The sequence below is a fragment of the Clostridium drakei genome (assembly GCF_000633595.2).
Taxonomy (GTDB): domain Bacteria; phylum Bacillota; class Clostridia; order Clostridiales; family Clostridiaceae; genus Clostridium_AM; species Clostridium_AM drakei.
In genome coordinates, this window is record NZ_JIBU02000034.1 from 65,969 (window position 1) to 85,460 (window position 19,492).

Here is a 19,492-nt window from a genome sequence, read left to right on the forward strand (position 1 = left end):
ATAATTAGGAGATTTTATAATGAATATATCTATAATATGCGTTGGCAAACTTAAAGAAAAGTACTTAAAGGAGGCTATAGATGAATATTCTAAGCGTTTAAGCAGATATTGTAAATTAGATATAATAGAAGTCCCTGACGAAAAGACACCTGATAATGCCTCTGAAAAAGAAGAACTTCAAATAAAAGACAAAGAGGGCTTAAGCATTTTAAAACATATAAAAAATAATATGTTTGTTACTGCCTTAGATCTAAAAGGTTCTATGCTTTCCTCTGAACAATTAGCATCTTTTATAAAAGATGCTGGTATTAATGGAAATAGTAACTTAGCTTTCATTATTGGTGGTTCCCTTGGCCTTTCAAGTCAAGTATTATCACGAGCTGATTTTAAGCTTTGTTTTTCTAAAATGACATTTCCTCATCAACTCATGAGGGTAATTTTATTAGAACAAATATACAGAGGGTATAGAATCATTAGTGGTGAACCATATCATAAATGACCTAGACTTTTTTAAAATTGTTGATGCGTTTTATATATTCCACCACTGAAAATGTATTAACCTTAAGGAAATCCTTTAAAAGAGTAGTCAAACTTGGACCAAAACCTGTCAATTTCTATATACCTGCCGTAAATAAATCTTTTTTGCTTTCTTATTATATTATTTAGACATATTAGGTTTTTCAAAGTATTTAAAATCCTTACCTTCATTTGGTTTTCCGGCTACCCCTAATTGATATATTCTATCATAACCAGCATACTGATATAAAGCATTCGGCTCATCAGTAAAGACTACACTTATAGGATAGCTAGAAGAACCTAAAATGATACCTAGATAAGTATGTGTTACTTTAATCTTCTTAATATTCTGAACCTTATACCCTTTTGTGTTTATCAAATAAGCTCGCACATTATTGTATACTTGATGCTTTTTATAACCGATTACTACCATTTGGATGAAACATAATCCAATTAATACTGTTACAATTTTGTGCTTGACAATACATTTTTTGTTGAGTTCATCAAACATTCTATATACTCCTTTTATTAATGTTATTTTAGAGTATGATTACCTCTATATTGTAATTAATTATACTATAGTGTAATTTTACACTATAGTATAAAGTTAGTCAAATGAATTATGGTGACCCCTACTATGAGTAATATTCAACATTTTATTTAAATTGTTTTAATCCTCATCAATAGGTATATCATCTAAATCGCTTTCTAAAGTACTTATATTGGTTTTTATTTCATTCATAATTGTTCTCTTGTTTTCTATATCGTTTTGGTTTTCTGCTAATCCAAGTGTCACAGTACTATTAGCTTGAATGAATTTTTTCAATCTGTCATCTATTAGCTTTTTTATAGATTCTAAATTATCGTTTCCAGTAGAATCCTTATATTTTTCATAAAATCTTATAGATTCACAAATATAATCAGTTGCTACAAAGCTTTCATTATTAAGCTTTTTATTTTCTAGTAACCTCCTTATATCCATATTTTTCTTGGAAAATGTTAATACCAATGATCCAGGTCGCTTTGCCATAATATATCCCCCCTATTATTCCCTAGGTAATATATCTCTTGTATGCCACTTTATATAAACCTTCTACAGTTGACCATTGTGGATCAGCTGTTATGAATGAATTAGGAATTTTCTTTGTTATAGCTTCAACTAACTTTTGGGTAGTACCACCTATAAATACTAAACCATCTAATTCTTCAATACGAAATCCATGCCTGCTAATCTGATCACAAGCTTCATCAAAAAAACGATTTTTACTTTCTTCAATAACTTCTTGGCTTCCCTTATCTATCTGTCCAAAATTAGATAAATATCCAACATTAAGTGCTCTTTCTGCCACCTCGAATTTAACTATATTACCTCTTTTATACCCTGTTAAATCATCAGCTACATAATTAATTAGTTTTATTGCACCAAATTCCTCTACAAAACGATCAGATGAAGGCGACATACAAATACCATCCGTATAAAGAGAAAATGTAAAATTTAATCCTCCAAAATCAACTACTCCTATTTTTTTGTTTTTAAATAAATGAGGAGATAAATAAACTATTCCAGATCCTTCAGCCTTTATCATTACATTCGAAATTTCAAAACTATAATCCTTATCATCTACATTTATTTCTATAATTCCATTACTCTTTATGAAATCCTTATATTCTTGTTTAGCCTTTTCAACCTTTAGCACACTTATCGGACACGCAAGAACCATACTTATTTTATTATCCTTAGTATCAGGTTCTAAAAATTCAGTAATGGCTGTATAAGTGCACACCTTATGTATGAACAACGTTTTCGATGTTTCATAGCTCTTAGTTTCACCTTGTTCACCTACAATCAGTTCTTCCCCATTAAAAACTACCTTATATGATTTCCCCTCTGCATCTATATATCCATTCTTTAACTCGTATATCTTAGTTCTAATGTTCACCTTCTTTATATCAGAAGTTAGCCCCTTAGAATTTCTGCCAATAGCCTTAACAGCATATTTGCCAGCATCTAATGCCATTATATATTCAGCCATTTTGATCACTCCTCTAAATTATTTTCGTATCTACATTGTACTCTAAATGTATGTGCAAATCAATTACTTTTTATACAAATATTGTAAAAAATATTTATGTAGGCTTATACTATATCTACATTGTATCTACACTATAGATACAATATGACCCTAAGCATTCAAAATATAAACGTTGACATATAATTGTATAGATATTATAATTTTAGGATAAAGTGTATAATAAAAAGTAATGACGAGACTAGCAAATGTAAACTTTATTTTTAGTAATTTATTAAGTAAATCATAAATATTTAGTTTACATTTAATAACAACCTTAAGTTTCTGATCTAACTCCTCATTGGATAGTAGGCTTAGAAGCAGTCAATGCCTTACTACTGGTAAGTAAAGAGATTTTGCTTACTGTTTAAGTTAGTCATTTTTGACAAATTAGGTGTTACTGCTAAATTGAGGCCTTTCGTCCCTTTATGGATGGAAGGTTTTTTATGTGTATTTATTTAAATAATAATTAAATTTTATATTTTTAGGAGGAATTTAATTTATGAAATTAACATTAGTAAAATCCTTATGTAGGGAAACTGAAAAATTTGCCAATAAATCTGTGAAAATATCTGGTTGGGTAAGGACTGTAAGAGATTCTAAATCATTTGGTTTCATAGAGATAAATGATGGAACATTTTTTAAGAATATCCAAATAGTTTTTGATGACAGTCTTGAAAACTTTAAAGATATAACAAAAGTTGCTATTAGTTCTTCTTTGTCAGTTGAAGGAACTGTAGCACTTACACCTGGATCAAAACAGCCTTTTGAAATAAAAGCTATTAAAATAGTTGTAGAAGGAAAATCTTCTTCAGATTACCCATTACAAAAGAAAAGACATTCACTTGAGTATTTAAGAACTATAGCTCATTTAAGACCTAGAAGTAATACTTTTTCAGCAGTATTTAGAGTTCGCTCTGTAGCTGCATTTGCTGTTCATAAGTTCTTTCAAGAAAAAGGTTTCGTTTACGCTAATACACCACTAATAACTGGAAGCGACTGCGAAGGTGCTGGAGAAATGTTTAGATTAACCACTTTAGATTTAGAGAACGTGCCAAAAGACGAAAATGGAAAAGTAGATTATTCAAAGGATTTCTTTGGAAAAGAAACAAATCTTACAGTAAGCGGTCAATTATCTGCAGAAACTTTTGCTCTTGCATTTAGAAATGTTTACACTTTCGGCCCAACATTTAGAGCTGAAAATTCAAATACAGCAAGACATGCTGCTGAATTCTGGATGATAGAACCTGAAATGGCCTTTGCTGAATTAAAGGATTATATGGATATAGCTGAAGATTTAGTTAAATACATAATAAAATATGTGCTTGCAAATGCACCTGAAGAAATGGAATTCTTTAACTCATTTATTGATAAAGGATTATTCTATAGGTTAGATAATGTTGCCAATTCAGACTTTGGCAGAATTTCATATACAGAAGCTGTAGACATATTGAAAAAATCTGGCCATGAATTCCAATACCCAGTAGAATGGGGAATTGACCTTCAAACTGAACATGAAAGATATTTAACTGAAAAAGTATTTAAAAAGCCTATATTTGTAACAGATTATCCAAAGGATATAAAGGCATTTTATATGAGAGCAAATGAGGATGGGAAAACAGTTGCTGCTGCTGACTTACTTGTACCTGGTGTTGGTGAAATAGTAGGTGGAAGTCAAAGGGAGGAAAGATTAGATATATTAGAAAAGAGAATTGATGAAATGGGACTTAGCAAGGAAGATTACTGGTGGTACCTTGAATTAAGAAAATATGGTGAAACAAAACACTCAGGTTTTGGTTTAGGATTCGAAAGAATTTTAATGTATATAACTGGAATGACTAATATAAGAGATGTAATTCCATTTCCAAGAACAACAGGTTCTGCTGAGTTTTAATAAACTCGGAGGTAATAAATATGGAAAAAAGAATTGGTGTTGTAGGCATAGTTGTGGAAGATCTTGAAAATTCATCAAAAGTTAATAACATACTTCATTCTTTTGCAAGCATAATTGTTGGGAGAATGGGAATTCCATATAAGGAAAAAAACATATCAGTTATATCATTAATTGTTGATGGTACATCAGACAATATAAGCGCTATGACTGGGAAATTAGGCAAAATTGAAGGTGTTAATGTCAAATCTGCCATGACAAGAAAATAAATTTTGATTTTAAATAAAATCAAAATGGCTTATTATTACTAAAATATGATTTGTTAAAGAACTAAAAGTCAAATTTCCTTATAGAATTTTTATCAATAATATAAAACTTAAATAAAATGAAATTTAATATATAATTAAGTTTAAAGAGAGAGTTTTCTGTATAAATTAGGCAGCTCTCTCTTTCATTTTATTTGAATGTTAACTATAATTATTATAAAAAATCAAATTTTTTTAATAATTAAAAAAAAATTTCATGTAACCGTTTGCTGGTCATTTCAATATTTACTAATTTTCGATAAAATATATAAGTAGGAAGTATTTATCTAAAGGTAACTTAATGTTATTATACTTAATTATAATTATAAGGATATGGAAAGGCGGCCTTATTATATGAATCTGGAAAAATTATTTCACTTACAACAAAATTTAAATGAACGTATAGAAAAAGAACATGAACTTGGTCAAACTTCTTTGTTGTCCAAAAAAGTATTGGCACTTCAAGTAGAACTTGCAGAACTTGCTAATGAAACTAAATGTTTTAAATATTGGAGCTCTAAATCAGCCTCAGATAGGAGTATTATTTTAGAAGAATTTGTTGATTGTCTTCATTTCATACTAAGTTTAGGATTAGAAAAAAACTTTGAAAATATAAACAAGGTAAATGTTAAAGACTCTCAATATGATATAATTGCTCAATTTTTAAATCTCTATGTGGATATAAATGATTTTTTTATTTGTTCTTCTAAAGATAATTACATAACTTTATTTGAAGACTTTCTTGCTCTAGGAAAAAGCCTTGATTTTAACATAGAAGACATAGAAAATGCTTACCTTATTAAAAATTCTATTAATCACAAACGACAAGATGAAGGATATTAATATAACTCTATTAAGACCTATAATTATTATAGGTCTTTTATTTTAACCATAATTAATAATACTAATCAATTATGGTTAAAATAATTTTAGGATGGTGATTTTAAAATGCTAGGTATAATATTTTCAATAATAGCAGGTATATCTATGAGTCTTCAAGGAGTTTTCAATACAAGACTAGGAGAAAAAATAGGATTATGGGAAACAAATGCTATAGTTCAAGGTACAGGTTTTGCTTTAACTTTAATTACCTTGTTTCTTTTGGGTAATGGAAGCCTTAACAACATAAAGTACTGCAATAAAATATACTTATTAGGTGGTTTTCTTGGAGTTATTATTACTTTCACCGTAATGAAGGGTATTGCAAGTTTAGGAGCTACTTACTCAATTGCAACAATATTGGTGGCTCAATTAACTGCTGCCGCCTTAATAGATGCTTTTGGATTTTTTGGTGCACCTCAAGTTAAATTTCACATTACTAAAATAATTGGAATTTGTATAATGATCTTAGGTATTATAATATTTAAATGGAAAGGCTAAATATATTAGACTAAAATGGAATATAACGATATAATGTATAATGTATATTGTGGTTATACATTATATACTAATTAAAAAATCTTACTCAATATTATTATATTAAGACAACACTATTACGGGGGGATAATCTATATGGATTTTAAACAAATAGAAGCTTTCATAAACGTGGCAAAATTTAAAAGCTTCTCTAAAGCTGCAAATGCTTGTTTTTTATCACAACCTGCTATTAGTTCACATATATCTAGTTTAGAAAAGCAACTTAAAATACAGCTTTTTGATAGAACTTCAAAAGAAGTACTTTTAACACCAGCTGGAAGCTCATTTCTAAATTATGCTATAGACATTTTAAATGCACGTGATAAAGCTATTTCTAATCTAGCCAAATTTAATGAAACAGTTAGTGGAAAACTTAAATTAGCCTCTAGTACTACTCCTTGTAATACAATAGTACCTATTTTAATAAAGAAATTTCACAATTTATATCCTGAAGTCTCTTTTGATGTAATGGAAAGAAGTTCTAGAGAAATAATTGAAAACATTATTAGATTTGACTGTGAATTAGGCATTATTGGAGAATTAGTTAATGATGAAAAAATTAAAAGCTATAAACTAATTGAAGATGATTTAATCGTAATATCATCACCAGAATTTAATTTACCAAGTTCTATAAAAATAGAAGAATTATTAAAGTATCCATTTGTTTTAAGAGAAGAAGGTTCTGCTACAAGAAAAACCTTCGAAGATGCTCTACAAAAACAAGAATTTGATACATCTAGCATGGACATATGCTTTGAAGTTAATAATTTAGATAGCTTACTTCAATTTGTTAAGCAAGGTTTAGGTATATCTGTAGTATCTAGTCAAGTGTTTAGAGATTACATATCCTATGGCCTTATAAAAGAAACTTCTATAGAAAATTTATATTTAAAAAGATATATTTATTTAATATTAAGTTCTAAAAGAACACTTACTCCAACATCTAAAGCTTTCTTTAATTTATGTAAAAACTACTTTAAATTTGAGTAGCACATATGCTCCTAAAAATTAATTATTCTTAAGCACACATATTTAATATTAAGATTATAATATATATATGGAATTAATTTTTAAGGAGCTTTAAATGTTTTCTATAAAAAATAAATTAGATAAAAACCTAAAAATTGCCATAACCAATAAACATTATAAAAATTATAGAATCATAATACATTGCAAATCTCTACCAGAGATTATTGAAAAAAAAATAAGAACATATAAAGGAAACTTAATTCACTCTATTCCTTACATCAATTGTATTTCTACTATTCTCTCATCTAATGCTATAGAAAGAATTATAGAATATCCTGAAGTAGATTATGTAACTTTTGATGACTATGCACTATTGTGTGGCAATGGCATAGCTTCTTCTAATAAAGTATCATTTGGGAAAAAGTATAAATTAACTGGTAAAAATATAGGTATAGGATTAATTGATAGTGGTGTTTATCCTCATACTGATCTGTTGACACCTAATAATAAAATTAAAAAATTCACAGATCTCTTAAATAATTATAGTTATCCATATGATGATAATGGACATGGAACCTTCATGAGCGGTATAATATCTGGCAGTGGTTATTTATCAAAAGGTATTAATAGGGGAATAGCTGAAAACGCCCATTTATATTGTATCAAAGCTTTTAACAGCCTAGGCAAAGGTTATATATCTGATATATTATTTTCCATAGCAACTATTATTTCTGAAAGTGAAGAATATAACATAAAAGTAATATGCCTTCCATTTGAACTAATCTCAAATGATTATTTTAAGCTTTCCTTATTTGAACAAATTTTTAATATAGCATCTAATAATTACAATTTAACAATTGTAGTTCCATCAGGTCACAATGGTAATTCAAAATGCAGTATTTCAGGCATTGCAACTTTAGATAACTGTATCACTGTAGGCGGAATAGATACCACTAACCATAACTTTAAACCATACAAGTATTCATCTAGTGGACCATTTTCTAAACTAGAAAAACCTGATACATGCGCAGCTGCTGTAAATATATGTTCATTAAATACAAATAAAAATTATATATCAGAAAGAAATGGATCCAAAATATATCCTCAATCTTTAGAAACTCCTTACACTTGTTATACTGGCACATCCTGTGCAGCTGCTTATATAAGTGGCATTTGTGCTCTATTATACGAAAACAATCCTAATTTAACTTTTAAAGATTCAGTTTCTCTTATAAAAACATGCTGTAACCTTTTAGAAATGCCTAAATGGCTTCAAGGCGCTGGAATAGTGGATTTGGATAGACTTCTATCTTAAAATTCTTATAATGTAAATTTATAATCTATATTTGCATTTAAGTCAAAAATTAAAATAAGCATATTTAGAATGATTTTAGAATTACAATCTAAATATGCTTATTTAAACGCTACTAATATCCTTTATTCAAATCAACTAAATTTATTAGACTTTCATTACTTTTATACCTTTTTAAATTTTCGTATATTAAATTAAATCTTCTAGCATTTCTCATTTCTGATATCCATGAATTATGTGGAGTCATTATAACATTATCAAAATTCCATAGAGAACTATTTATATCTAAAGGTTCTTTTTCCACTACATCTAATGCAGCTCCACCTATCTTACCTTTACTAATATTTTTTACTAATGCATTTTCATCTATTATAGAACCTCTCGCTACATTTATTAAATATACTCCATTTTTCATTTTATTAAACTTATCTTCATTGATGAGATGATGAGTTTCATTAGTATATGGTATTGTAATAACTACTACATCACATAAGCCTAACATTTTATCAATATTTTTATTTGAAAAGCATTTATGAAAATTATCAACAGGTCTGCCATTAGTATTTAATCCTAATATTTTTACACCAAATCCTGAGAATCTTTTTGCCGCTTCCCGGGCAATACTACCTGTACCTATAAACCCAATTGTTTTATTGAATAATTCTAATACTGTAGTGTCTATTTTCCATACTTTATTTTTTTGATTTTCATAAAATTTACTACTGTGCTTTAATAATTCCAATGCCTTTAGTACAATCCACTCACCCATAGGAATACTATATCCACCTTTATTATTGCTTATGCTAATGGAGCTATTTATTATATAGTCAATTGGCAGCTGATCTATTCCTGCACTAGAAAGCTGAATCCACTTCAATTTCTTCATTTTACATATATCCAAGGTTTCAAATGGGTTATAACAAACTAAAATTTCAATATCTTCTAAATCGTTACTATACTTTGCATCTTTTTCATTAATTATTTTTATATCATAACCCAATTTCTTAATTTCTTCCATTTTATCTGTGCCATAATTATAAGTAAATAGAACCTTATTTTTCATAACTACACCCCAATTTTAAAAATAAAGTAGCCTTTTCTACCAAAAGCCACTCTACACAAATAAATTATTTTAAATAGTTTAATTAGTTAATTACTATTCCATGTATTCTCCCATGTTTCTAAATTTACTGTACCTTTCATCCAATAGTTCTTTTATAGATTGTTTTTTTAGTACACTAATTTTTTCAATCAACTCTTCTTTTATAGATGCAGCCATTTTTTCTACATCTTTATGTGCTCCTCCTGAAGGTTCTTTTATTACTTTATCTATAATACCATATTCTTTTAAATCCTTAGCTGTTATTTTCATAACTTCTGCTGCTTCCTTAGCACGTGAAGCATCTTTCCATAATATACTTGCAAATCCTTCTGGAGATAGTACAGAGTACACTGAATTTTCTAGCATCCATACATCATCTGCTACTGCAAATGCTAATGCACCACCACTTCCACCTTCTCCAATTACAATTGAAATTATGGGAGTTTTTAATTTTGACATTTCCAAAAGATTTTTAGCTATAGCTTCTCCCTGACCTCTTTCTTCTGCTCCTTTTCCACAGTAAGCACCTTGCGTATCTACCATACATATTACTGGCCTTCCAAACTTTTCAGCCTGTTTCATGAGCCTTAAACCTTTTCTATAGCCTTCAGGATTTGGAGATCCAAAATTTCGTTTTATATTTTCTGCCGTATTTCTTCCTTTTTGATGTGCTACTATAGTTACAGGCATTCCATCTAATAACGCTATACCTCCAACTACTGATGCATCATCTGAAAAACATCTATCTCCATGAAATTCTATAAAGGAATCAAATATTCTTTCTATATAGTCCAGCGCTGTGGGTCTTTCTATCATCCTAGCTAAAGATAGTTTTTCCCAAGCAGTTTTATTATCAAGTTTTTTACTTAAAATACGCTGTACTTTCTCTAATTTCTCCATAAAGCAAGCTTCCTTTCCTTAGAAAATATAACTTTTCTAAAACTACCTATTCTTATCATGAATCATAAGTATTTTTTTAAGAGTTCCCTTTAAATCATTTCTATGAACTATACTATCTATAAATCCATGTTCCAATAAAAATTCTGCTCTTTGAAAACCTTCTGGCAATTTTTCACCTATAGTTTGTTCTATAACCCTCTTACCAGCAAAACCAATTAAAGCTCCTGGTTCAGAAAGTATAATATCTCCCAGCATAGCAAAACTAGCTGTTACACCTCCTGTAGTTGGATCTGTAAGTACTGTTATATATAAAAGGCCTGCTTCACTTAATTTTCCTAGTGCTGCACTTACTTTAGCCATTTGCATAAGTGAGAACATACCTTCTTGCATTCTAGCACCACCAGAAGTAGTAAATATTATTATAGGTCGCTTAAGTTCTATTGCCATTTCTACAGCTCTTGCAATTTTTTCACCAACTACAGACCCCATGCTTCCCATCATAAAATGACTATCCATAACACAAATAACTACTTGTTCACCAAAAATAGTTCCTTTGCCTGTAACTACAGCTTCATTTAATTCTGTAGCATTTTGCATTTTTTTTATTTTTTCTTCATATCCTTTAAAATTTAGTGGGTTTGTTGAAGTTATATTCTTATCAAATTCTTCAAATGTGTTTCTATCTATTATATATTTTATTCTTTCTCTTGCATCCATCCTAAAATGGTGGCCACATTGCTTACATACTTGGTTGCTATCTTCAAGATCATTTTTGTACAAAACTTTTCCACAACCATCACATTTTATCCACATACCATTAGGAATGCTAGGTTTAGTTTCTTCATCTGCTTTTCTTAATGACTGTTGACTTACAGTAATATATTTTGTCTTCTTAAATAGATTATTTAACAAGTTAGTCACCTCCAGTTAGAAGTTCATAGCAAAAAATTTGCTATGAACTCTTAACTTTATTCTCAATAAATCTTGTATCATAAGTTCCTTTTATAAAATTTTCATCATTTATAAGTTCAAACTGAAAATCAATATTTGTTTTAACTCCCTCTATAATAAATTCTCCTAAAGCTCTTCTCATTTTCCATATAGCTTCTTCTCTATCCTTACCATATACAATAAGTTTTGCTATCATAGAATCATAGTATGGAGGTATTTTATATCCTGAATATACCGCACTATCAATCCTAACATTAAAGCCACCTGGCAAATATAAACCTTCAATTTTTCCCGGAGATGGCATAAAGTTTCTAGAAGTATCTTCAGCATTTATTCTACACTCTATAGCATGACCTTTTATCTCTATATCTTCTTGAGAAAAGCTTAATGGTTCACCTGCTGCAATTTTAATCTGTTCTTTTATTAAATCTACTCCGGTTACCATTTCTGTTATAGGATGTTCTACTTGTATTCTAGTGTTCATTTCCATAAAGTAAAAATCCATATTTTTATCAAGCAAAAATTCTATAGTACCTGCACTATTATATTTCACTGTTTTTGCTGCTCTAACTGCTGTTTCTCCCATTTTTGCTCTAAGTTCTTTTGTCATTATAGGACATGGTGCTTCTTCCAGCACCTTTTGATTTCTTCTTTGCATGGAACAATCTCTTTCTCCAAGATACACCACGTTTCCATAATTATCTCCTAGTATTTGAATCTCTACATGTCTTGGTTTTTCTATAAACTTTTCAACATATATAGTTCCATCACCAAATGAAGCTTCTGCTTCAGCCTTAGCATTTTCATAATCTTTTATAAGATCTTTTTCTTCATAGACTACTCTTATGCCTCTTCCTCCACCTCCAGCAGATGCTTTTACCATTACTGGATATCCTATTTCTTTTGCAACCTTTAACAATTGTTTTTCATCTTTTATTGAACCTTTAGATCCTGGAACTATAGGTACCTTTGCCTTTATCATAATATCCCTAGCATTAGACTTATTTCCCATATCATCTATACAATCAGCATTTGGTCCTATAAATGTAATATTACACTCTTCACACATTTTTGCAAACTTACTATTTTCAGATAGAAACCCGAAGCCTGGATGAATAGCTTCTGCTCCTGTAAGTACTGTAGCACTTATAATATTCTGTATGTTTAGGTAGCTATCCTTTGCTGCAGCAGGACCTATACATACAGCTTCATCTGCTAGTTGAGTATGTAGTGCATCTCTATCTGCCTCAGAATAAACCGCTACAGTTTCTATACCCATCTCTCTGCAAGCTCTTATAATCCTAACTGCTATTTCACCTCTATTTGCAATTAATATTTTACTAAACACTTGCATCACCTATCATAAACATTACTTCAGCTTCACAAGCCTTCTTATCATCCACATATGCTATGCCTTTAGCTATGCCTGCAGGCCCTTTAATTTTTATCATTTCTACTTCTAATCTTAGTATATCTCCTGGAACTACTTTTTTTCTAAATTTAGCCTTATTTATTCCTCCAAAGTAAGCAATTTTACCTTTAAAATTTTCTTGACTCAATATAGCAACTGCTCCTGCTTGAGCCAATGATTCCACAATAAGTACTCCAGGCATTACAGCTTCCTGTGGAAAGTGTCCCTGAAAAAAATACTCATTCATAGTCACATTCTTATAAGCTATTACCTTTTTACCTGGCTCCATATACGTTACCTTGTCTATTAATAAAAAGGGATATCTATGTGGAATAATTTCTTTTATTTCTTTTATTCCTAGATTAACATTAAACTCTATGTTACTGTCCATTATTTTTCCTCCTAGCCATTTTTTAAGAACTAGTTAGCCTTTATTTTAAACATAGACTGACCGTATTCAACCATTTGATTATTTTCTACTAAAATTTCAACAACTTCGCCATCTACTTCACTTTGAATTTCATTCATAAGTTTCATAGCTTCTACAATGCAAAGAGTATCTCCTTTTTTAACCTTAGTTCCTACTTCTACGAAAGCTGCTTTATCCGGACCTGATGATCTATAAAAAGTTCCTACTATAGGTGATACTATTTCTTTTACATTTAAGTCTTCCTTTACTACAGTTTCATCCTTTTTATTTTCTTGCAATCCTTCAGTTTCACTCTTAACTTTTTTTTCTTCTACAACTTCATCTATATCTAATTTTTTCTCTTCAACTAATATATTACTATTTTCTTCGTGTCTTGTACAATCAGGTTCTCCCTGCTTTCTCATAACTATAGAAATTCCATGCCAGTTAACTTCTAAATAACCTAATTTAGAATTATCCATAGTTTTAACCATTTCTTCAATTGCTTTAAAGTCCATATTACTCACTCCACTTTTTTAATAAAATTACTGCATTATGTCCACCAAAACCTAAAGAATTAGACATAACATATTTAAGATCAGCTTTTCTTGCTTTATTTGGAACATAATCTAAATCACATTCCTCATCTTGAACTTTATATCCTGCTGTAGGAGGTATTATACCTTCTTCTAACGCTTTAACACATACTATAGCTTCTATTGCTCCTGCTGCTCCAAGCAAATGACCTGTCATTGATTTTGTAGAACTTATAGGTATGTTCTTTGCATTATCTCCAAAAACTCTCTTTACAGCAGCTGTTTCAAACTTATCATTGACTGGTGTACTAGTTCCATGTGCATTGATATAAGAAACTTCTTCTTTATTAATATCCGCTTGCTTTATAGCCATTTCCATAGCTCTCGCAGCACCTTCGCCATCTGGTGATGGCGATGTCATATGATAAGCATCACATGTAAAACCATATCCAACCAATTCTGCATAAATTTTAGCTCCTCTTTTTTGAGCATGTTCTAAAGATTCTAATATTAATATACCAGCACCTTCTCCCATTACAAATCCATCTCTTTCCTTATCAAAAGGAATAGATGCTCTTTTAGGATCTGTACTTTTACTTAATGTAGTTGCTGCAGCAAATCCAGCTATAGATAATGGAGTAATGCACGCTTCAGCTCCTCCTGCTATTATTATATCGGCAAGATCATTTTTAATCATTGAAAAGGCCTCGCCAACACAATTTGTACCTGTAGCACATGCTGTAACTATATTAGAACATGGTCCTTTAGCTCCAAACTTTATAGCTATATTTCCAGCTGCCATATTACTTATAATCATTGGTATAAATAAAGGAGTTATTCTGTTAGGTCCTTTTTCTTGCAATACCGAATGTTCTTTTTCAATAGTTCCTATTCCACCTATACCTGATCCAATAACTACTCCAAATCTTTCTTTATTTACACTTTCAACATCAAGATTAGAATCTTTTATAGCTTCCTTAGCTGAAACCATAGCAAATTGGCAAAATCTGTCGAATCTTCTTGCCTCTTTTCTGTCCAAATATTCACTTGCATCAAAATCTTTAACTTCTGCTGCAAGTTTTGCCTTAAAACCTTCTGTATCAAAACATTTTATGAAATCTATACCTGAAACACCATTTTTTATATTATCCCAGAATGTATTTGAGTCATTTCCAACTGGAGTTATCGCTCCAAGTCCTGTAATTACTACTCTTTTTCTCATAATTAATTCACCAACCTCTAATTTAATTTACATAACCATTCCGCCATCTACATTTATCACATGACCAGTAATATAATCTGAATATGGAAGTGATAAAAATGCTACTACGTTTGCTACATCTTCAGCAGTTCCAAATCGTTTTAGTGGTATACCTTTCAATGTTGTTTCCTTTGCTTTATCAGATAAAACTTCTGTCATATTGGTTTTAATAAACCCTGGTGCTACAGCATTTACAGTTATATTTCTTGAGGCAAGCTCTCTAGCTACAGATTTAGTCATTCCTATTATTCCAGCCTTTGCAGCAGAATAATTTACTTGACCAGCATTACCTGCTATTCCTACTACAGAAGATATATTTATTATTTTACCACATTTTTGCTTCAACATTACAGAACTCACATGCCTTATACAATTAAATGTGCCTTTTAAATTTACTTCTATTACTTTATCAAAGTCTTCTTCTTTCATTCTAAGAAGTAATCCATCTCTAGTTATTCCTGCATTATTTACAAGAACATCTATTCTTCCAAAAGCTTCAACAGCCTTCTCTGTAAGATTTTTAGCCCCTTCAAAAGAACTAATATCTGCCTGAACTGCTTCAGCTTTAGCACCTAGGGCTCTTATTTCTTCAACTAAATCTTCTGCTGACTTTGATTCACTTCTATAATTAATTACTATATTAGCTCCAAGCCCAGCTAATTTAAGTGCTATAGCTTTGCCAATGCCTCGGCTTGCACCTGTAACTACTACCGTTTTACCCTTTAAATCTTCCATTTAGATATTCTCCTTTAATTTTTCAATGGTACTTTCTAATGATTTCACATCTTGAACATTTAAAATTGTAGCTTTTCTATCTATTTTCTTAACAAAGCCACTTAATACTTTTCCAGGTCCAATTTCTATAAAAGTATCTACACCCATATCTATCATTTTTCTTATGCTTTTTTCAAAAAATACTGTACTCATAACTTGTTTCTTTAAATAACCTTTTACTTCATCCTTATTATCCACAACTTCTCCTGTAACATTAGTTATAACAGGAATAGAAAAGTTTCCTATAGATACATTTTTTAATTCCTTTTCTAATTTTTCTGCTGCTGGTTTTAACATAGATGTATGAAAAGGTCCACTTACAGAAAGCATTATAGCTTTTCTAGCTCCTGCTTCTTTTAACTTTTCACACGCAATTTCTAGTGATTTTGCTTCACCTGCAATTACTACTTGACCGGGACAATTTAAATTGGCTATCTCAACTATACCTATACTTTTACAATCATCACATACTTTTCTTATTGTATCTTCATCTAGTCCTATAATAGCAGCCATAGCACCTACACCCTGTGGTACTGCTTCTTGCATATACTTGCCTCTTTTTTTTACTAAACTTACTGCTTCTGTAAACTCTAATACACCACTAGCAACAAGTGATGAATATTCTCCTAAACTTAGTCCTGCAGTAACATCTGCTTTTATTCCGTTATTTTCTAATATTCTCAAAGCAGCTATGCTCATAGTTAAAATAGCTGGTTGTGTGTTTTCTGTTTTATTTAATTCTTCTTCTGGTCCTTCAAAACACATACTACTTATAGAAAATCCAAGTACTTTGTCTGCATCGTTAAATACATTCTTGCAAACATCAAAGTTATCATATAGCTCTTTGCCCATTTCTACATATTGTGCTCCTTGCCCAGAAAATAAAAAAGCTATTTTATTCATTTTTTCCACCTCTTTTATTCAATTCCAAACATCTTTTCTACTCTTGATATATGTTTTTCTGCTTCACTAAACATTTCATGTATTATTTCTTCACAACTTTGTTCTTTGTGTACTAATCCTGATATTTGTCCTGCCATTACAGAACCATTATCTACATCTCCATCTACTACAGCTCTTGAAAGTGCTCCTCTTCCTAATTCTTCATACTTTTCAAGTGAAGCTCCTTCTTTTTCAAGTAACTGAAACTGTCTTGTAAGTTTGTTTCTTAAAACACGAACAGGATGTCCAGTAGGCCTTCCTGTAACTTGAGTATCTATATCTTTTGCATTTAATACTTTTTGCTTATAAGCCTCTGGAACTATACATTCATGAGCAACTAAAAATCTTGTTCCAACTTGTATTCCATCAACTCCAAGCATAAATGCTGCCGCTACTCCTCTTCCATCTCCTATTCCTCCTGCTGCAATTACTGGTATACTTACAGCGTCTACAACTTGTGGAACTAATGCCATAGTAGTAAGTTCACCTACATGACCTCCTGATTCACATCCTTCTGCTATAACAGCATCTACACCAGCTCTCTCCATTCTTTTAGCTAATGCTACAGATGCAACTACAGGTATAACTTTTATATCATATTCCTTCCACATATCTATGTACTTTCCTGGATTTCCGGCCCCAGTAGTTACTACTTTAATACCTTCTTCACAAACCATTTTAGCTACTGACTCTGCAGTTTCTCCAAGTAACATTATATTCACTCCAAATGGTTTATCTGTAAGCTTCTTTGCTTTACGTATTTCCTCTCTTACCCATTCTACCGGTGCATTACCTGTAATAATTCCTAGACCTCCAGCATTAGATACTGCTGCTGCCAAAGAACTATCCGCAATTCGAGCCATTCCACCTTGAATAATAGGATATTTTATTTTCACCATTTCAGCAAATTTGGAATTAATCATAGTTTTTCCTCCTAAACATCAATAATTTTTTATTGCATTACATAAATTTTGTTTTTTCTTCAACAAATCTTACAGCTTCACTTACAGTTGTTATAGCTTCTGTATCTTCTATCTGTACTTCAAATTGTTCTTCTATTTCTATTACTATTTGAAAAAACTCCAATGAATCTACTCCTAACTCCTCAAAAGACGTATCCATTGTAATTTTATCTTGCTGTATTCCCAGTTGTTCCTGTATTATCTTTTTTATTTTGTCAAATACCATTTAACTCTCTCCCAATTTAATACTACCATTCAATTGCTATTCCTCCATAGGTGAGCCCACCGCCAAAACCTATAAGTAAAATTTTATCTCCTTTTTTTAATAAGTTTTTCTGATTCATTTCATCTAAGGCAATTCCAATAGTAGCTGCAGAAGTGTTTCCAAACTTATCTAGATTAACATAAAATTTGTCTTCACTTACTCCTAACTTTTTAGCTGCAAATTCTATTATTCTATAATTTGCTTGGTGAAGAACTATATATTTTATTTCATCCATCGAACAATTTATCTTTTCTAAAAGTTCTTCTGTTGATTGTAATATAGTTTTAACTGCAAATTTAAATATTTCTCTACCATTCATTTCTACATAACTATTTGTATTAACATCTGTATCTTTTTTATCAGTATATGGATTTACCACTGGTACAGCTTTTGAAACTAGATACTGACCTTTACTACCGTCAGATCCACTACATATAGCTAAAATACTTTCTCTATTTGATTCACTTAATACAACAGCAGCCGCTCCATCACCAAATAATACACAAGTACTTCTATCTTTCCAATTTAACACTTTAGAAAGCGTCTCTGCTCCTATAACTAAAACCTTCTTTACACTTCCTGTTCTTATAAATTGAGTAGCTATATTAATTCCATAAACAAATCCAGAACAAGCTGCTGATATATCAAAACAAGTAGCATTTACTGCTAATATATTTTTCTGAACCAAACATGCTGTAGAAGGAATAAAATTATCTGGAGTGGCTGTAGCCACAATAATTAGATCGATCTCTTCTGGTTTTACTTTTGATGCCTCTAGCGCTTTTAAAGCAGCTTTAGATGACATCTCTGAAGTATCCTCACCTTGAGATATTCTTCTCTCTTTTATACCTGTTCTACTGCTTATCCATTCATCACTTGTATCTACAATACAAGATAAATCGTCATTAGTTACAATTCTTGGTGGTACATAACTTCCTGTACCTATAATTTGTACCTTATTCATTAATTTTCTCCTTATAGCTAGTTTTTAAATTATACTTAGATTTAAAAAAAACATTAAGCTTTTCTAAGGATTTAATCAAAATTTCTTCTTCTTCTTCATTAAGTCCTTCTATTGCTTGTTTCACCATGTCATGATGAAATTTCCCATGAATTCTATAAGCTAATTTTCCTCTTTTATTTAATCTAATAAAAACTATTCTTCTATCCTGTTCACTTCTTTTTCTTTCAACATAACCCTTTCTAACTAAGTGACCTATAGCTGTCGTTAGCGTGCCTAAAGTTATATTTAATTCAACTGCTACTTCTGTCATAGTTCTAGGCTTATACATTCCTATGGCCTCAATAGTATGAATCTCTGTAACAGATAAATCCTTAAAAACACCAGACTGAAGAGCTTTTTGTTCTATTTCTAGTATATCATTAAAAGTATCTACTAAAAGTTCATTCAATACATCTATTCTCCTATTCAATTAAATCACCACTTTAAATTTATATTTATAAAAAGCTCTTAAATAACTTGGGCCATTTTAATGATTTT

At 30.4% G+C, this 19,492-nt stretch carries 23 protein-coding genes; 7 read left to right on the forward strand and 16 right to left on the reverse strand.

All coding sequences use genetic code 11. The annotated features are described in order from the left end of the window. The first annotated feature begins 19 nt into the window (after positions 1 to 19). A complete protein-coding gene (gene rlmH, locus EG57_RS0217360; protein WP_032078420.1) occupies positions 20 to 499 on the forward strand; it encodes a 23S rRNA (pseudouridine(1915)-N(3))-methyltransferase RlmH in 480 nt (159 codons plus the stop codon). Positions 500 to 658: 159 nt separating this feature from the next. Here rlmH and EG57_RS0217365 read toward each other — a convergent pair whose 3' ends face one another. The 3 genes from EG57_RS0217365 to EG57_RS0217375 form a co-directional block, all read right to left on the reverse strand. Beyond that, positions 659 to 1,027: a DUF3139 domain-containing protein gene (locus EG57_RS0217365; protein WP_032078421.1), complete on the reverse strand. Its 369-nt coding sequence runs from the start codon at positions 1,025 to 1,027 to the stop codon at positions 659 to 661. Positions 1,028 to 1,186: 159 nt separating this feature from the next. Continuing rightward, positions 1,187 to 1,546 (reverse strand): hypothetical protein, encoded by a 360-nt coding sequence (locus EG57_RS0217370; protein ID WP_032078422.1) that lies wholly within the window; start codon positions 1,544 to 1,546, stop codon positions 1,187 to 1,189. Positions 1,547 to 1,568: 22 nt separating this feature from the next. Further along, positions 1,569 to 2,549 carry a ParM/StbA family protein gene (locus EG57_RS0217375; protein WP_032078423.1) on the reverse strand — a complete coding sequence of 327 codons (981 nt, stop codon included), beginning with the start codon at positions 2,547 to 2,549 and terminating at the stop codon, positions 1,569 to 1,571. Positions 2,550 to 3,087: 538 nt separating this feature from the next. On the opposite strand from EG57_RS0217375, the gene asnS reads away from it, so the two are divergent. The 6 genes from asnS to EG57_RS0217405 all read left to right on the forward strand — a co-directional run bounded on the left by asnS (position 3,088) and on the right by EG57_RS0217405 (position 8,481). Further along, positions 3,088 to 4,479: an asparagine--tRNA ligase gene (asnS, locus tag EG57_RS0217380; protein WP_032078424.1), complete on the forward strand. Its 1,392-nt coding sequence runs from the start codon at positions 3,088 to 3,090 to the stop codon at positions 4,477 to 4,479. Between the two features lie 20 nt (positions 4,480 to 4,499). Beyond that, complete coding sequence (locus EG57_RS0217385) at positions 4,500 to 4,745, forward strand: TM1266 family iron-only hydrogenase system putative regulator (protein WP_032078425.1); 246 nt, start codon at positions 4,500 to 4,502, stop codon at positions 4,743 to 4,745. A 390-nt stretch (positions 4,746 to 5,135) separates the two neighbouring features. After that, on the forward strand, positions 5,136 to 5,624 hold the full coding sequence (locus EG57_RS0217390; RefSeq protein ID WP_032078426.1) for a dUTP diphosphatase: 489 nt from the start codon (positions 5,136 to 5,138) through the stop codon (positions 5,622 to 5,624). Positions 5,625 to 5,729: 105 nt separating this feature from the next. Next, on the forward strand, positions 5,730 to 6,161 hold the full coding sequence (locus tag EG57_RS0217395) for a DMT family transporter (RefSeq protein WP_032078427.1): 432 nt from the start codon (positions 5,730 to 5,732) through the stop codon (positions 6,159 to 6,161). A gap of 132 nt (positions 6,162 to 6,293) precedes the next feature. Further along, on the forward strand, positions 6,294 to 7,187 hold the full coding sequence (locus EG57_RS0217400; protein WP_032078428.1) for a selenium metabolism-associated LysR family transcriptional regulator: 894 nt from the start codon (positions 6,294 to 6,296) through the stop codon (positions 7,185 to 7,187). Between the two features lie 94 nt (positions 7,188 to 7,281). Further along, positions 7,282 to 8,481 carry a S8 family serine peptidase gene (locus EG57_RS0217405; protein ID WP_032078429.1) on the forward strand — a complete coding sequence of 400 codons (1,200 nt, stop codon included), beginning with the start codon at positions 7,282 to 7,284 and terminating at the stop codon, positions 8,479 to 8,481. 112 nt (positions 8,482 to 8,593) lie between these two features. Here the strand turns inward: EG57_RS0217405 and EG57_RS0217410 are convergent, their stop codons facing one another. The 13 genes from EG57_RS0217410 to EG57_RS0217470 form a co-directional block, all read right to left on the reverse strand. Then, complete coding sequence (locus EG57_RS0217410; RefSeq protein WP_032078430.1) at positions 8,594 to 9,541, reverse strand: phosphoglycerate dehydrogenase; 948 nt, start codon at positions 9,539 to 9,541, stop codon at positions 8,594 to 8,596. Between the two features lie 93 nt (positions 9,542 to 9,634). After that, positions 9,635 to 10,480, reverse strand: coding sequence for an acetyl-CoA carboxylase carboxyltransferase subunit alpha (locus EG57_RS27075; protein ID WP_032078431.1), 846 nt, complete (start codon positions 10,478 to 10,480; stop codon positions 9,635 to 9,637). 42 nt (positions 10,481 to 10,522) lie between these two features. Beyond that, entirely contained in the window at positions 10,523 to 11,392 is an 870-nt protein-coding gene (accD, locus tag EG57_RS27080; RefSeq protein WP_032078432.1) for an acetyl-CoA carboxylase, carboxyltransferase subunit beta, read from the reverse strand. 40 nt (positions 11,393 to 11,432) lie between these two features. Further along, positions 11,433 to 12,779 (reverse strand): acetyl-CoA carboxylase biotin carboxylase subunit, encoded by a 1,347-nt coding sequence (locus EG57_RS0217425; RefSeq protein ID WP_032078433.1) that lies wholly within the window; start codon positions 12,777 to 12,779, stop codon positions 11,433 to 11,435. Then, entirely contained in the window at positions 12,772 to 13,233 is a 462-nt protein-coding gene (fabZ, locus tag EG57_RS0217430; protein ID WP_032078434.1) for a 3-hydroxyacyl-ACP dehydratase FabZ, read from the reverse strand. The genes EG57_RS0217425 and fabZ overlap by 8 nt, the downstream gene beginning before the upstream one ends. A 29-nt stretch (positions 13,234 to 13,262) precedes the next feature. Continuing rightward, a complete protein-coding gene (gene accB / locus EG57_RS0217435) occupies positions 13,263 to 13,769 on the reverse strand; it encodes an acetyl-CoA carboxylase biotin carboxyl carrier protein (RefSeq protein ID WP_032078435.1) in 507 nt (168 codons plus the stop codon). Between the two features lies 1 nt (position 13,770). After that, complete coding sequence (gene fabF, locus EG57_RS0217440; protein WP_032078436.1) at positions 13,771 to 15,009, reverse strand: beta-ketoacyl-ACP synthase II; 1,239 nt, start codon at positions 15,007 to 15,009, stop codon at positions 13,771 to 13,773. A 27-nt stretch (positions 15,010 to 15,036) separates the two neighbouring features. Beyond that, complete coding sequence (fabG, locus tag EG57_RS0217445; protein ID WP_032078437.1) at positions 15,037 to 15,783, reverse strand: 3-oxoacyl-[acyl-carrier-protein] reductase; 747 nt, start codon at positions 15,781 to 15,783, stop codon at positions 15,037 to 15,039. Further along, positions 15,784 to 16,725, reverse strand: a complete 942-nt coding sequence (gene fabD / locus EG57_RS0217450; RefSeq protein WP_032078438.1) for an ACP S-malonyltransferase — start codon at positions 16,723 to 16,725, stop codon at positions 15,784 to 15,786. It abuts the gene before it with no gap. Positions 16,726 to 16,739: 14 nt separating this feature from the next. Beyond that, positions 16,740 to 17,687: an enoyl-[acyl-carrier-protein] reductase FabK gene (gene fabK, locus EG57_RS0217455; protein ID WP_032078439.1), complete on the reverse strand. Its 948-nt coding sequence runs from the start codon at positions 17,685 to 17,687 to the stop codon at positions 16,740 to 16,742. A gap of 37 nt (positions 17,688 to 17,724) precedes the next feature. Then, positions 17,725 to 17,952 (reverse strand): acyl carrier protein, encoded by a 228-nt coding sequence (locus EG57_RS0217460; protein WP_032078440.1) that lies wholly within the window; start codon positions 17,950 to 17,952, stop codon positions 17,725 to 17,727. 22 nt (positions 17,953 to 17,974) lie between these two features. Continuing rightward, complete coding sequence (locus EG57_RS0217465) at positions 17,975 to 18,955, reverse strand: beta-ketoacyl-ACP synthase III (protein ID WP_032078441.1); 981 nt, start codon at positions 18,953 to 18,955, stop codon at positions 17,975 to 17,977. Beyond that, positions 18,948 to 19,424: a MarR family winged helix-turn-helix transcriptional regulator gene (locus EG57_RS0217470; RefSeq protein ID WP_032078442.1), complete on the reverse strand. Its 477-nt coding sequence runs from the start codon at positions 19,422 to 19,424 to the stop codon at positions 18,948 to 18,950. Before EG57_RS0217470 ends, EG57_RS0217465 begins: the two co-directional genes overlap by 8 nt. Positions 19,425 to 19,492: the final 68 nt, after the last annotated feature.